Annotated in this window: 14 protein-coding genes, 1 tRNA gene and 1 riboswitch; of the genes, 6 read left to right on the forward strand and 9 right to left on the reverse strand. The window is 73.2% G+C overall.

The features are described from left to right. Positions 1 to 109 precede the first annotated feature (109 nt). Positions 110 to 484 (forward strand): thioesterase family protein, encoded by a 375-nt coding sequence (locus TAE01_RS04575; protein ID WP_147063883.1) that lies wholly within the window; start codon positions 110 to 112, stop codon positions 482 to 484. 34 nt (positions 485 to 518) lie between these two features. Next, a complete protein-coding gene (locus TAE01_RS04580) occupies positions 519 to 1,499 on the forward strand; it encodes a DMT family transporter (protein ID WP_186815036.1) in 981 nt (326 codons plus the stop codon). 7 nt (positions 1,500 to 1,506) lie between these two features. Here the strand turns inward: TAE01_RS04580 and TAE01_RS04585 are convergent, their stop codons facing one another. The 4 genes from TAE01_RS04585 to TAE01_RS04600 all read right to left on the reverse strand — a co-directional run bounded on the left by TAE01_RS04585 (position 1,507) and on the right by TAE01_RS04600 (position 3,315). Beyond that, a complete protein-coding gene (locus TAE01_RS04585; protein WP_246111134.1) occupies positions 1,507 to 1,839 on the reverse strand; it encodes a 2TM domain-containing protein in 333 nt (110 codons plus the stop codon). Positions 1,840 to 1,986: 147 nt separating this feature from the next. Beyond that, positions 1,987 to 2,598 (reverse strand): YgjV family protein, encoded by a 612-nt coding sequence (locus tag TAE01_RS04590; protein ID WP_147063887.1) that lies wholly within the window; start codon positions 2,596 to 2,598, stop codon positions 1,987 to 1,989. Between the two features lie 10 nt (positions 2,599 to 2,608). Continuing rightward, the gene (locus tag TAE01_RS04595) at positions 2,609 to 3,001 is read right to left on the reverse strand and encodes a DMT family transporter (protein ID WP_147064109.1); all 393 of its coding nucleotides are present in this window, start codon (positions 2,999 to 3,001) and stop codon (positions 2,609 to 2,611) included. Next, on the reverse strand, positions 3,001 to 3,315 hold the full coding sequence (locus TAE01_RS04600) for a DMT family transporter (RefSeq protein WP_147063889.1): 315 nt from the start codon (positions 3,313 to 3,315) through the stop codon (positions 3,001 to 3,003). Before TAE01_RS04600 ends, TAE01_RS04595 begins: the two co-directional genes overlap by 1 nt. A gap of 9 nt (positions 3,316 to 3,324) precedes the next feature. After that, a riboswitch (guanidine-III (ykkC-III) riboswitch) is annotated at positions 3,325 to 3,390 on the reverse strand. A gap of 103 nt (positions 3,391 to 3,493) precedes the next feature. Here TAE01_RS04600 and TAE01_RS04605 point away from each other — a divergent pair. The 4 genes from TAE01_RS04605 to TAE01_RS04620 all read left to right on the forward strand — a co-directional run bounded on the left by TAE01_RS04605 (position 3,494) and on the right by TAE01_RS04620 (position 11,066). Beyond that, the gene (locus TAE01_RS04605) at positions 3,494 to 5,716 is read left to right on the forward strand and encodes a CHAT domain-containing protein (protein WP_147063891.1); all 2,223 of its coding nucleotides are present in this window, start codon (positions 3,494 to 3,496) and stop codon (positions 5,714 to 5,716) included. 1 nt (position 5,717) lies between these two features. Then, on the forward strand, positions 5,718 to 7,670 hold the full coding sequence (locus TAE01_RS04610; RefSeq protein ID WP_147063893.1) for a caspase family protein: 1,953 nt from the start codon (positions 5,718 to 5,720) through the stop codon (positions 7,668 to 7,670). Between the two features lie 16 nt (positions 7,671 to 7,686). After that, positions 7,687 to 9,831, forward strand: a complete 2,145-nt coding sequence (locus TAE01_RS04615) for an amylo-alpha-1,6-glucosidase (protein WP_147063895.1) — start codon at positions 7,687 to 7,689, stop codon at positions 9,829 to 9,831. 104 nt (positions 9,832 to 9,935) lie between these two features. Beyond that, a complete protein-coding gene (locus TAE01_RS04620) occupies positions 9,936 to 11,066 on the forward strand; it encodes a glycosyltransferase family 4 protein (protein WP_222594060.1) in 1,131 nt (376 codons plus the stop codon). A gap of 92 nt (positions 11,067 to 11,158) precedes the next feature. On the opposite strand, the gene TAE01_RS04625 is transcribed toward TAE01_RS04620, so the two are convergent. From TAE01_RS04625 to TAE01_RS04645, 5 genes are all read right to left on the reverse strand, one after another. Further along, a tRNA-Ala gene (locus tag TAE01_RS04625) sits at positions 11,159 to 11,231 on the reverse strand. Between the two features lie 83 nt (positions 11,232 to 11,314). Then, positions 11,315 to 11,971 carry a histidine phosphatase family protein gene (locus TAE01_RS04630; protein WP_147063896.1) on the reverse strand — a complete coding sequence of 219 codons (657 nt, stop codon included), beginning with the start codon at positions 11,969 to 11,971 and terminating at the stop codon, positions 11,315 to 11,317. Beyond that, on the reverse strand, positions 11,968 to 12,390 hold the full coding sequence (gene rsfS, locus TAE01_RS04635; RefSeq protein ID WP_147063898.1) for a ribosome silencing factor: 423 nt from the start codon (positions 12,388 to 12,390) through the stop codon (positions 11,968 to 11,970). The genes TAE01_RS04630 and rsfS overlap by 4 nt, the downstream gene beginning before the upstream one ends. Then, complete coding sequence (gene nadD / locus TAE01_RS04640) at positions 12,387 to 13,028, reverse strand: nicotinate-nucleotide adenylyltransferase (RefSeq protein WP_281289268.1); 642 nt, start codon at positions 13,026 to 13,028, stop codon at positions 12,387 to 12,389. Before nadD ends, rsfS begins: the two co-directional genes overlap by 4 nt. Positions 13,029 to 13,030: 2 nt before the next feature. Beyond that, the gene (locus TAE01_RS04645) at positions 13,031 to 13,258 is read right to left on the reverse strand and encodes a hypothetical protein (protein WP_147063902.1); all 228 of its coding nucleotides are present in this window, start codon (positions 13,256 to 13,258) and stop codon (positions 13,031 to 13,033) included. Between the last annotated feature and the right edge of the window lie 114 nt (positions 13,259 to 13,372).

The raw sequence follows: 13,372 nt of genomic DNA on the forward strand, positions 1-13,372 counted from the left end.
GGCCCTCCGCGCCGCCCCGTCGCCCGCTCGCTGCCCGCTGCTCGGCTGCGGGGTCCACCACCTGTCGAGACGAGTCGGCGAACGTGGCGTTGTCTGCCAGACTCGTCCAATGCCCATGCGCAAGTTCCAGCACACGGTCACCGCCGACGACACCTCCGCCAAGGTCGGCAGTGGTGACCTCGACGTCCTCGCTACACCGCGTCTCATCACGTGGTGCGAGAACGCCGCCTTCCAGGTCTGCCAGCAGACGATCGACTCGGACCACACGACGGTCGGGACGACGGTGAAGATCGAGCACGTGAAGGGCAGCGCCGTCGGCTCAGAGATCACCGTGCTGTGCGCCGAGCCGATCAACGACGGGCGCCGGCTCGTGTGCCACGTCACCGTCAAGGACTCCGACGGCGAGGAGCTCGCCCGCGGCGAGATCCACCGCGCGGTCGTGGACCCCGACCGCTTCATGAGCAAGTGCCAGCGGGTGCTCTGAGCGGCTTCCCAGCGGCCGTTGGGACGATGGCCGGGTGACGCTCGGTCTGATCGGCGCCCTCCTCGCGGCGCTCGCCTACGGCGCGGCCACCGTGCTCCAGGCGGTGGGCGTCCGCCGCGCTGCAGCCCTGCCGGCCGGTACGGCCGTCACCGGGCGCATCCGCGCCGGGTGGCCGTATGCCGTGGGCCTCGCTCTCGACGGGCTCGGTTTCCTCGCGTCCGTGGCGGCGTTGCGCACGCTGCCCCTCTTCCTCGTCGAGTCGGCCGTCGCCTCGTCGGTCGCCGTCACGGCCGTGCTGTCGGTGCTCGTCCTGCACGTCCGCCTCGGACTGCCCGAGGTCGTCGGGCTGCTCGCGGTCGGCGTGGGCCTCACCGGCCTGGCCCTCACGGCAGCGGACGGACCCGCCGTGCAAGCGGGGCCTGCAGCGACGTGGTGGCTGTTCGTCGCTGCCGTGCTCGTCGGGGCCCTGCTCGTCGCCGGTGTCCGCGACCGGCGACACGGTGCCGTCCTGCTCAGCATCGCCGCGGGTCTCGGCTTCGGCGGCGTCGGCGTCGCCGCCCGCCTCCTCGTGATCCCCTCCCCGGTGTGGGCGCTCGCCACCGACGGGCTGGCCTGGGCCCTCGTCGTCCACGCGGTGCTGGCGACCGTCGCCTACGGGATGGCGCTGACCCGGGGCCGCGTCACGACGGTCGCCGCACTGACGTTCGCGACCGAGACGGTCCTGCCCGCGGCAGTGGGCCTGGCGGCGCTCGGGGACCGGGTCGCGCCGGGGCGCGCCCCGTGGGCGGCTGCGGCGTTCGTCGTCACCCTCGCCGGGTGCATCGCCCTGGCGAGCCGGGCCGAGCCCGGTGAGCCCGGTGAGCCCGGTGAGCCCGGTGAGCCCGGTGAGCCCGGTGAGCCCGGTGAGCCCGGTGAGCCCGGTGACGCCGACGACCGCGCCGGAGGCGGCGAGCACGACAGCCCGTCGACGTCGGGGAGTCCGCAGGGCGCACCCGACGCCTCCCGTCGACCCTGACTCCGGGTCACCGCCGACGCAGCCGCTCCATCTCGGACTCGATCTGCTGCTCGGTCGGCTCGTCCACGACGTAGGCGTCCACGGCGTTGGCCACGAGGCCGATGCCCCAGCCGGCGAGGACGAAGGCCGGCCAGAAGAAGGCCGCCCCGGTCATGGCCCAGATGAGGACGAGCATCGCGTTGACGAGGACGTAGATGAGCAGGTGGATCCGGAAGTCCGCCTTCTTCTTGAGCCGGCCGAGGGCTCTGCCGCGCAGGTCCTCCTGGGGCGCAACGACGCGGTCGACGGTCGGGTCGGGCACGTCCGGGTGGGGGTCGACCGGGATCTGGTTCGCGGTCATCGGGCTCACCGCTCCTTCGCGGGCCGCCGTGCAGCGGACCCACACGGCTCCCACCTCCAGCGTAGGCCGGCCGACGTCGCCTGACCTGGGACCGTGCGGTGGATCACCCACTCCCGCAGTCGAGCCCAGTCGCACGGCAGACGTCGGTCAGAGCACGTAGGCGTCGCCGTCGCGGCGGAAGCCGAGACTCTCGTAGTACGGCTCGACCATGTCGGGAGGCGTGAGCACCCGCCGGAACCCGCGGCGCCGGAACGGGCCCTCCGCCCCGAAGACGAACTCCCCCGGCGTCAGGTCCCGGTGACGTGGAGTCACCCAGTCGAGGAGCAGCTGCGCGGTGCCCCCACCCGCGTCGTGCATGAGCACCACGCCGACCGTCTCGTCGCCGCGGAGGACGAGGTAGGACGGGTCCCCCGCGAAGGGGTCGTGCACGAACTGGGGGTTGTAGCGCCGGATGTCGCCCTCGTGCACCCGCAGCACGTGCCGCAGGTACGTGTCGTCACCAGCCACCTCGAGCACCTCGTAGGCACCGGCGTCGTGCTTCTGTCGCGACATCCGCGTCAGCTGGACGATGTTGATGCCGGCGAGCACGACGTTGAGGCCGACCATCGGCCAGACGTGGTTGACGGCGTTGTAGACGATCAGGACGACACAGCCGACGAGGTTGATGAGCCGGAGCCGTCGCAGCTGCGTCTGCAACAGCGACCACACGAGGACCGCAGACCCGGCCCAGCCGACCGCCTCGAGCCACCAGGAACCCATGGCCGCGACCCTAGCCCTGTGGCGGGGGCCCGTCCGTCGATCGGCGCGACCGGGGCGACCGGGGCGACCGGGGCGACCTGGGCGGTTCGTGGCCGACGAGCTTGAGACCGATGACCGAGGCGACGATCCCGGCGAGCAGGAGCACCTTGGCGGCCGAGAAGGCCTCGCCCCCCGTGGTCATGGCCCACGTGACGGTGAGCGCCGCGCCGAGGCCGGTCCACACGGCATACGCCGTCCCGATCGGGATCGAGCGCACGGCGCGGGCGAGCCCGACCATGCTCAGGGCGCCCGCGACGAGGAAGAGCGCGGCCGGCGCCGGTCGGGAGAGGCCGTCGGAGGCGGCGAGCGCCGAGGCCCAGACCGCCTCGAGGACGGCGCTGGCGAGCAGCACGACCCACGGCATCACGCCACCGCCTTGAGACCGGCGACGCAGGCGACGAGCACGAGCAGCAGTGCGGCACGGGCGAATCCGAGCCGCTCCTCGCGCCGGGCGACGGCGAGCAGCACGGTGCCCACGGCCCCGATGCCCACCCACACGGCATACGCCGTCCCGGCCGGGAGGGCTGTCATGGCCCACGCGAGCCCGACCATGCTCAGCACGAGCGCGCCCCCGAAGAGGGCGGTCGGGCGGGGACGGCGGAAGCCGTCCGAGGCGGCGAGCGCGGTGGCCCAGACGGCCTCCAGCGTGCCAGAGAGGATGAGGGCGAGCCAGTGCACGACGATCCGATCTGGCCGTCTTGTCGCTGTGCGGGTACGGCTCCCTCGTCCGCGAACGCGGCTCGCGCGCTCGGTATCCGACCTACCCACGGGCCGCCCTCGGCCGAAACGAGGTATCAGCCCGCCACCCGCGGCGTACTGTCGAGTGCAGGCGCGCTCCTGCGGACAGAGGATCGCCATGAGCCGTGACTATCTCGACTTCGACGTCGCCGTGACCCGCGAGGGCCAGGGGTATGCCGCCCGCGTCCTCGCGTCGCCCGTCGGCCAGGCCTCGGTCCCCTTCACCCTCCCCTTCGTGGCCACGGACCTCGCGCAGTTCATGGTCGCGGTGGGGCCACCGCGGGTGTCCTCGAGGCGGCTCGTGCCGGCGGAGGCACGGGTCCTCGACGTCAGGGAGTACGGCCGGAGGCTCGGTGACGCCCTGCTCTCCGGTGAGGTGGGCAAGGCCTTCCGGGACAGTCTCGACGCGGCCCGGAGCGAGGGTCGGGACCTGCGCCTCCGCCTGCGGCTCGACGCGGTGCCGGACCTCGACCCGGTCCCGTGGGAGTACCTCTACGACACGGCACTCGGCCGGTTCCTCACGCTCTCGCAGGAGACACCGGTCGTCCGGCTGCTCGACTCGCTCGAACGGCCACCGGTCGTCCGGGTCGAGGCGCCCCTGCGCGTGCTCGTCATGATCTCGAGCCCGAGCGACCTGCCCGAGCTCGCGGTCGACCGCGAGCGGGAGCTGCTCATGGCGACCACGGGCGACCTCGTCGCGAGCGGCCGGCTCACGGTCACGGTGCTCGAGGCGGCGACGCTGACGGCGCTCCAGCGCGCCCTGCTCGACGACTTCCACGTCTTCCACTTCATCGGTCACGGTGGTTTCGACCAGGAGGCCCAGGAGGGCGTGCTCGTCCTCGAGCGCGACGACGGCACGGCGCACCGCGTGTCCGGGGCGCGGCTGGGGACCCTGCTCCACGACGCCCGCACCATGCAGCTCGCGGTGCTCAACGCGTGCGAGGGCGCGCGCTCGTCCGGGCGCGACGCCTTCTCCGGCGTCGCGCAGGCGCTCGTGCGCCAGGGTCTGCCGGCAGTCGTGGCGATGCAGACCGAGATCTCCGACCGTGCTGCCCTCGTCTTCAGCCACGAGTTCTACTACTTCCTGACGCGCGGCCTCGGGATCGACGCCGCCATCTGCGAGGTGCGCAAGGCGATGGCGGTGTCCGACGAGGCCTCGGAATGGGGCACCGCGGTGCTGCTCCGCTCCGGCGCCGAACAGCCGTTCTCGTTCACGGCCGGGGCCGCGGCCCGGGCCGAACGACCCGGGAGCCGCCTCGAGTCCCTGTACGACGCCGCGAAGGGGGCGCTTCAGGCGAGCGCCCCGGCGACGGCCCTGCCGCTGCTCGAGCAGATCGCGTCCGAGCACCCGGACTACGAGGACGTCACGCAGCTGCTCGAGCGGGTCCGCCCAACGTCCCGGCCGGAGCCGGACCCGGAGGCAGAGCCGGAGCCGGCGCTGGCGGCAGAGCCGGAGCCTCAGCTGGTGTCCGGCGAGGAGGCCGAGCCCGACCGGCACCGACGCGGCCGCAGCGGTCTGGTGCCCGGTCTCGTCGGTCTCGTCGTCCTCGTCGCCCTGCTCTGGGTCGGTCTCACCCAGGCACCACGGTGGTTCTCCGGGGCGACGTCCGGCGGCACCTCCGCGTGCGGTGCTCCCGCGGCCTCGGGCGCCACGCCCGCGGCGACGACGTTCGTCGCCGGGTGCGCCACGACGACGCCCTCGATCGACGGCGACTTCGGCGACTGGGACGGCGTGCCGACGCTCCCCATCTCCCACGTCGTCGCCCAGCGCGGCACCCCGCAGCGGGCGTTCGGCGGCGACTGGCAGGTCGTCTGGGACACCGGGGCGCTCTACCTCCGGGTGCACGTCGACGACGCGGACCTGCGCGGTGTCGACGCGGCCCAGCCGGGCGCGTACTTCAACGGGGACGGGTTCTCGTTCGAGTTCGGTCCGGACGCCCGTCGGCTCTCCCCCTCGGCGACGACGCGCCCCGGCCAGGACGTCGACGTCATGGTGGGACTCTCGAGCGACGCGCCGAGCTCGGGGGTCGCGGCGATCAACCCGGCAGCGCGCGGCACGTTCGTCGTGGGCACACGCCACCCGGAGATCACGGTCGGGAGGGCCGATGCCGTGAGCGGCTACGACCTCGAGGTCCGGGTGCCCTGGTCGTCGCTGCAGCTGGCGACTCCCCCGGCGCCCGGCACGGTCTTCTCGATGAACGTCAACATCAGCGACGCGACGAGCGCCCCTGCCGCGTGGACGTTGCGGACGATGAAGAGCACGAACGCCGCCCGCACCGCGGACACGCAGGGCCTTCCTCGCGGGTGGCAGACCGTCACCCTGTCCGACGCGGCCTCGTGACATGGGCGCGCGGCTCTACGCCCTCCTCGTCGGGGTCGACGCCTACCCACCTCCGGTCCCGGCGCTGACGGGCTGCGTCAACGACGTCACACGCTTCGCCGAGGTGCTCGGCGAGCGCGTGGGCGCAGACGCGCTCGACCTGGTGGTGCTCCGGGACGGCGAGGCGACCCGGTCCGCGGTGACCACCCAGCTGACGAAGCAGCTGGGGCGCGCCACGGCGCAGGACGTCGCCCTCTTCTACTTCAGCGGGCACGGTTCGCAACAAGTGGCACCCGAGGCGTCGTGGTCCGTGGAGCCGGACCATCGCGACGAGACGATCGTGTGCGTCGACAGCCGGTCCCCGGGGAGCTGGGACGTGGCCGACAAGGAGCTCGCCGCCCTGCTCGCCGGCGTCACGGCGTCCGGGTGTCACGTGCTCGTGGTGCTCGACTGCTGCCACTCGGGTGACGGCACGCGCGACGCCGACGAGGTCGTCCGCCTCGCGCCCCCGGACCTGCGGCCGCGGCCCTCGTCCACCTACCTCGGCGGGAACGCCGCGACCGGACGGGTCCGTGGTGGCGGGCGATGGACCCCGGCAGGACGCCACGTCCTGCTCGCGGCCTGTCGCTCCTCCGAGCGGGCCCGCGAGGTCACCGTCGCCGGCCGCCGGCACGGAGCGCTGTCGGCCGCGCTCGTCTCGGCGCTCACCGGTGCGGACGGACGGCCCACCTACCGCGACGTGCTGCGGCTGGTCACAGCGGACGTGACGAGCCGGGTTGCCGACCAGCACCCCCAGGTCGAGACGACCGACGCGACCGAGCTCGACCGCCCCTTCCTCGGCGGGGCGGTCGCAGCGACGCCCCGCCCGCTCACCCTGAGCCGGCTGCCGGACGGGTGGTCCATCGACCTCGGCGCCGTGCACGGGGTGCCCGAGCCCATCGGCGACGACACGACCGAGCTGGCCGTCTACCCGTTGACGGGCGAGACCTCGGGGGCTCCACTCGCGACCGCCCTCGTCACCGAGGTCCTGCCGGACCGCAGCCTTGTCGACCTGGCCCCGGAGCTCGACGCGGCCCACGTCTACCGCGCCGTCGTCACCGCGATCCCCCTCGCGCCGTTGCGGGTCGGTGTCGTCGGCGACGCCACGGGCACCGTCGCCCTGCGCGAGGCGGCTGCCCGGGCCGACGAGACGCTCGTCGAGCTCGTCGAGCTCGTCAGGTTGGCCGACGCCGACGCCGATGCGGGCGACGGCGCGTCCGACCTGCTGGTCCGCGCGACCCCGGACGGGTTCGTCATCACCCGACCCGGCGTCACCCGGCCCCTCGTGCCCGTCGTCGGGGGCGACGCCCGCGAGGAGCGGACCGTCCTCGCGCTCGAACGCGTGGCCCGCTGGCTGCGCCTCTCCGCGCTCGCCAACCCGGCCACGCGGCTGTCCGACGGATCCGTCCTCCTGGAGGTCGACGCAGGCTCCGGTGCCGTGGGCGCGGGGGGCACCCTGACGGTCACGTATGCCGGGAGCGTTCCGCCGCGGTTCACCGTAGGTCTCGCGAACACCACGTCCACCCCCCTGTGGGCGGCCCTGCTCGACCTGACGGAGACCTACGGCATCTTCACCGACGCGTTCCCGGCCGGCTCCGTCGCACTCGGGCCCGGAGAGAGGACGAGCGTGGACCTCGTCGGACAGGTCAGCGACGGGGCGTGGGCGGCGGGCACCGTCTCGCTCCGCGACCAGCTCATGGTCGTCACGAGCACGGTGGAGTTCGACCCGCGGTCGCTCGAGCAGGAGGAGCTCGACGTCAGCGCGCCACCCGCCGAGAGCGTGCGGGGCGTCGACACGCCGGCCGGGGCCGCGTCGACGCTCGACCGGGTGCTCGGCGGCACCAGGACCCGTCGCCTCGGTCCTCGGCCGGAGGGGGCCGCCCTCGCGGACTGGCGCACCGACTCGGTCTTCGTCGTCACGTCGAGGCCGCGGTGATGGGCAGGGCCACGCCATGACCGAGGGGTGGGCCTACACGGGCGGTCCTCCCGCCTCCGGGAGCGTGGCGACCGTCGCGGTCGTCGAGGGCCGGAGCTTCTGCGTGTCCGGACCGTCCGGCGACATCGGGACCTCCGGCGGCCACGGGCTCGTGGTCAAGGACACCCGCTTCCTCGACCACCTCGAGCTGCGCGTCGACGGCGAACCGCTCGAGCCGTTGACGGTCGAGCACATCGGGCCGCACGCAGCGACCTTCGTCACGCGCCGTCGACCTCGTCCGGGGCTCGCCGACAGCACCCTGCTCGTCGTGCGACGTCGCTACGTCGGCAACGGGATGGTCGAGGACGTCACGCTCGAGAACCTCAGCAACGCCGAGGCGGACGTGACCCTCACGCTCACGGCAGCCACCGACTTCGCGAGCCTCTTCGACGTCAAGGAGGGACGGATCGGCAGGGGCGACGGCCGCATCGAGGTCACGACGGACGACACGACCCTCCGGCGTCGGCTCGACCGCCCGGACTCACGGGCGGTCGAGCTCAGCGCCACGGGCGGCTGCCAGGTGTTCCGCCACGGTCTCGTGTGGCGCCTGTCGGTGCCCGCCAGGTCGAGAACGACGTTCACGGTCCGGGTCGTGCCGGTCTTCCGTGACGTCCCTCTCCCCTCGCCCTACCGCACGGGGGTGTCGCGCCGCGAGAGTCATCCGGCTCTGGAGCACCGACGCTGGCGCGAGCGCAGTCCGGTCGTCGCGGCCGCCGACCCACGCCTCGACCGACTCGTCCGCGCGAGCACCGATGACCTGTCGGGACTGCGGATCACCGACCCACAGCACCCCAGACGGATCGTCCTCGCGGCCGGGGCTCCGTGGTTCATGACGCTCTTCGGCAGGGACTCCCTGCTGACGGCCTGGATGCTGCTGCCCCTGGACGCGCGAGTCGCCCGAGGCACGTTGGAGACCCTCGCGCAGGCGCAGGGCCGGACCGTGGACCCGCTCACCGAGGAGGAGCCGGGCCGCATCCTCCACGAGATCCGGTCGGGGCTGCTGGACGAGGCGAGCGAGGGCGAGGAGACCGTCTACTACGGCACCGTCGATGCCACCCCCCTGTTCGTCATGCTCGCGGGCGAGCTGCACCGTTGGGGCGCCTCGAAGGCCGAGTCGGCCTCGCTCGCGCCACACGTCCGACGGGCGCTCGCCTGGATCGAGCGGTACGGCGACGCCGACGGGGACGGGTTCGTCGAGTACGAGCGGGCCACGGACCGGGGGCTCGTCAACCAGGGCTGGAAGGACTCCTTCGACGGCATCACGTACGACTCGGGTGCCATCGCTGCTCCGCCGCTGGCTCTCGCGGAGGTCCAGGGCTACGTCTACGCCGCGCTCCTCGCCGGGGCCGAGCTCGCCCGGGCCGGGCACGACGACGATCGTGCCCACGACCTGGAGGAGCGCGCCGCGACGCTCAAGCGCCGCTTCAACGAGTCCTTCTGGCTGCCGGGGCGTGGCTACTACGCGATGGCGCTCGACGCCCACAAGCGTCCCGTCGACGCGCTCGGCTCCAACATGGGCCACTGCCTGTGGACCGGGATCGTCGACGACGAGCACGCCGCGTCGGTGGCGGCCTCGCTCATGTCGCGCGAGATGTTCACCGGGTTCGGCATCCGCACGCTGTCGTCGGCGGCCGGTGCCTACAACCCGATGAGCTACCACAACGGGTCGGTCTGGCCCCATGACAACGCCATCATCGCGGCGGGTCTGCGGCGCTACGGCTTCGTGGCGGAGGCCAACCGGGTGGTCCTCGGCCTGCTCGACGCCGCGGCCGGCTTCGGCGACCGGCTGCCCGAGCTGTTCTGCGGCTTCGACCGTCACGAGTTCGCCCGACCGGTGCCCTACCCGACGTCGTGCTCGCCCCAGGCCTGGGCCGCGGCCGCCCCGCTCCTGCTCGTCCGGTCCCTGCTCGGCCTCGAGGTGGACCTGCCCCGTGGTGTCGTGCGCCTCGACCCGCGGCTGCCCGACCGGCTGCTGCCGATCTCGATCGGCCAGCTCCACGTCGGCGGCGACCTGCTGCGGGTGTCCGTCGACCTCTCCGGCTGGCAGGTCTCGGGGCTCACGGACGGGCTGCGCGTCGATCGGGGGCCGGGTGGGTCCGGTCCGCCGCGCCCTGCCGAGTGAGGAACGTCGCGGTCCGCGCCGCACGCGACCCCCGCCGCGTACGGTGGAAGTGGGCCCGCCGACCACCCCGATGCGGGACGTCCGGGCCCGGGGGGTGGTGCAACGTGTCCACGGTCTCGACGTCCGGCGCAGGCCCGCACGTCGTGCTCCGGCCGCGGCCCCTGCGCATCGCGGTGGTGGCGCCGCCCTACTACTCGGTCCCGCCCCAGGGCTACGGCGGGGTCGAGTCCGTCGTGGCGGGACTCGTCGACCGGCTCGTGGCCCACGGGCACCACGTCGTCCTCTTCGCCGCACGAGTGCGCGGCACGACGGCGCAGGAGTTCGTCCGCACGTGGGAGACACCGCCCACCGCCCAGCTGACGCTGGCCCTGCCGGAGGTGGTGCATGCCGCGCGGGTCGAGGCCCTGCTCCTGGCGCACCCGGTGGACCTCGTCCACGACCACACCCTGGCCGGGCCCCTGACCGCGCAGGCACGACGCTCACCGACGGTCGTGACGGTGCACGGTGCGATGGACGACCTGTCGGAGGTCTATCGGCCGCTGGACGGGTCCGTGAGCCTGGTCGCGGTCTCCGACGCCCAGCGGCGTCGCGCCCCGGACCTCAACTGGGTGGCCACCGTCCACAACGGCATCGACGTCGACAGCTTCCCCTACCGGGCCGAGAAGGACGACTACGTCCTGTTCCTCGGCCGTTTCCACCCGGACAAGGCACCCCATCTGGCGATCGAGGCGGCCCGCCGCGCGGGGGTGCGCATCATCCTGGCCGGCAAGTGCAGCGAGGAGCTCGAGCACGAGTACTACCGCGACGTGCTGGCTCCGATGCTGGGCCCCGACGCCGTCGCGGTCGGGGTCGCCGACGCCGCCCTGAAGCGCCGGCTCCTGGCCGGCGCCCGTTGCCTCGTCTTCCCCATCCGCTGGGAGGAGCCGTTCGGCCTCGTCATGGTCGAGGCCATGGCGTGCGGGACCCCGGTCGTGGCGCTGGCCCGGGGAGCCGCGCCGGAGGTGGTGGCGCACGGTCGCACCGGCTTCGTCGTCGACCGGCCGGAGCAGCTCGCGGAGGCCATCCGAGACTGCGCCTCCCTCGAGGCGGCCGAGTGCCGGCGCCACGTGAGCAGCCGGTTCGGCCTCGAGGCGATGGCGACCGGTTACGAGGGTGCCTACCGGCGAGTGCTCGCCCGCACGGACCCCGCATCGGCGGGTGGTCCGTCGACCCCGCCGACCACGACGTCACGCTGAACAGGACCCACCCGATCCACCGGACTCGTACGAGGAAGGGTCCGGACGCAAGAAGACCGGACAGGATTCCTGTCCGGTCTTCTTCGCATCGGTGGAGCTGAGGGGACTCGAACCCCTGACCCCCTGCATGCCATGCAGGTGCGCTACCAGCTGCGCCACAGCCCCGTGCGGGTGTCACCTCGTCGAAGCGACTGCGTAACCATAGCGGGTCCGCGCCCCTCCGCCAAAATCGGGGGCGGCCTTTCGGGTCAGACGTTCCAGGGCCCGAGGTTCCAGCCGCTGATCCGCCAGCGCGTCGCCTCCGAGTAGCTCTTGCCCGCCTCGACGAGCTCGATCCAGTGGCAGTTGCCGAGGCCCCGGAAGACGGCGTCGGACACGTCCTGGTCGAGCCCCACGAGATCGCTCACCGCGACGCGGGCGCTCACGCCGTGAGCCACGACGACCGCGGTCTCCCCGGCCTCCAGCTCGTCCGAGATCTCGCGCAGGGCGGTTCCGGCCCGGTGCGCCACCTGTGCCATGGTCTCGCCGGTGACGCCACGGGGAGCGTCCTCGCCACGGTCCAGGGCGGCGACGACCTCGGGGTAGCGCTCACGGACCTCGTCGGCGTGCAGGCCCTGCCACTCGCCCACGTGCACCTCGCGCAGGCGCGGGTCGAGGCGCACCTCCAGCCCGGTCAGCCCGGCGATGGCCTCGGCCGTCGCCGCTGCGCGCCGGAGGTCGCTCGAGACGATGAGCGACGGGGCGTAGGCCGCCAGGTGCGGGGCCGCGGCCTGCACCTGCGCACGTCCGCGCTCGGACAGCTCGGTGTCCTTGTGGCCCTGCCAGATCCGAGCCGCGTTGTCGACCGTCTCGGCGTGACGCACGACGACGACGCGACGCGGCCCGGCAGACGACGCCGAGGTCACGCCTCGTCGACCTCGGCGGCGTCGTCGGCCTCGTCTGCGGCACCCGGTCGGGCCGGTGCGGTCACCGTCGCGAGGTCGATCTCGGGGCAGTCCTTCCACAGCCGCTCGAGCGCGTAGTACTCGCGCTCCTCCTCGTGCTGGACGTGCACGATGATGTCGCCGAAGTCGATGAGGACCCATCGGCCCTCGCGCTCGCCCTCACGGCGGATCGGCTTGCTGCCGAGCTCGCGCAGCCGGTCCTCCACCTCGTCAACGATGGCCCCGACCTGGCGCTCGGACGGCGCCGACGCGATGACGAACACGTCGGTGAGCGGCATCTGCTCGCTCACGTCGATGGCGAGCACCTTCTCGGCGAGCTTCTCCTCGGCAGCCAGGGAGGCCACCTTCGCGAGCTGGATCGAATGGTCTGCTGCGGTCACGAATCTCCTCGGTGGGGCGCCGACAGCACGTGTGCCGGCGCGGAGCCTGCGCTCGCCGGGTCGGCGGCATACAGGCGGTACTTGTTGATGTACTGGACGACCCCGTCGGGCACGAGGTACCAGACGGGTGCACCGCCGGCGACCCGCGAACGGCAGTCGGTGGAGCTGATCGCCATGGCCGGGACCTCCTGGAGGGTGACCCGCTGCCCCGGCAGCCCCTTGTCGGACAGCTCGTGCCCGGGCCGGGTGACGCCGATGAAGTGGGCCAGCTCGAAGAGGTGCTCCGCGTCCTTCCAGGACAGGATCTCGGCCAGGGCGTCCGCGCCGGTGATGAAGAAGAGCTCGTCGCCCGCCCGCTCCGCGCGGATGTCCCGCAGGGTGTCGATCGTGAACGTCGGGCCGGGCCGGTCGATGTCGACCCGGCTGACGGTGAAACGGGGGTTGGACGCCGTCGCGATGACGGTCATGAGATAGCGGTCCTCAGCCGACGAGACGTGGCGGTCCGCCTTCTGCCACGGCTGTCCCGTGGGGACGAAGACGACCTCGTCGAGGTCGAAACGCGACTGGACCTCGCTGGCGGCCACGAGGTGGCCGTGGTGGATCGGGTCGAAGGTCCCACCCATGACGCCGAGGCGCATGGTCAGTGGTGGGCCACGTCGGATCCGCTCGAGCTGCCGTGCGTGCCCTCGGTCGGGCGGGTCGGACGGGGCGCCTGCACCTTGTAGGCGGTGTTGCGGAAGCTCCACGTGACGCCGAGGGCGACGAGGAACAGCGCGAACGTGATGAGGAAGTAGGCGATCACCGGCAGCGGGAGCTCGCGCGCGGCTTGCTCCCCCTCGGTGGCGAGTGCGAGGACACGATCAGACATGCGCCCAGCCTAGCGCCCGCCCGGCGGGACCGACGCCGCCCGTCCGTGCACGTCTGGCGGCGGTCGGCTCAGCGAGGGGCCGTGCTGCCCGGCGCCGCCTCGGCACGGACGAGC

The organism is Terrabacter aerolatus, from assembly GCF_007991735.1.
In the GTDB taxonomy this organism is placed as follows: Bacteria; Actinomycetota; Actinomycetes; order Actinomycetales; family Dermatophilaceae; genus Terrabacter; species Terrabacter aerolatus.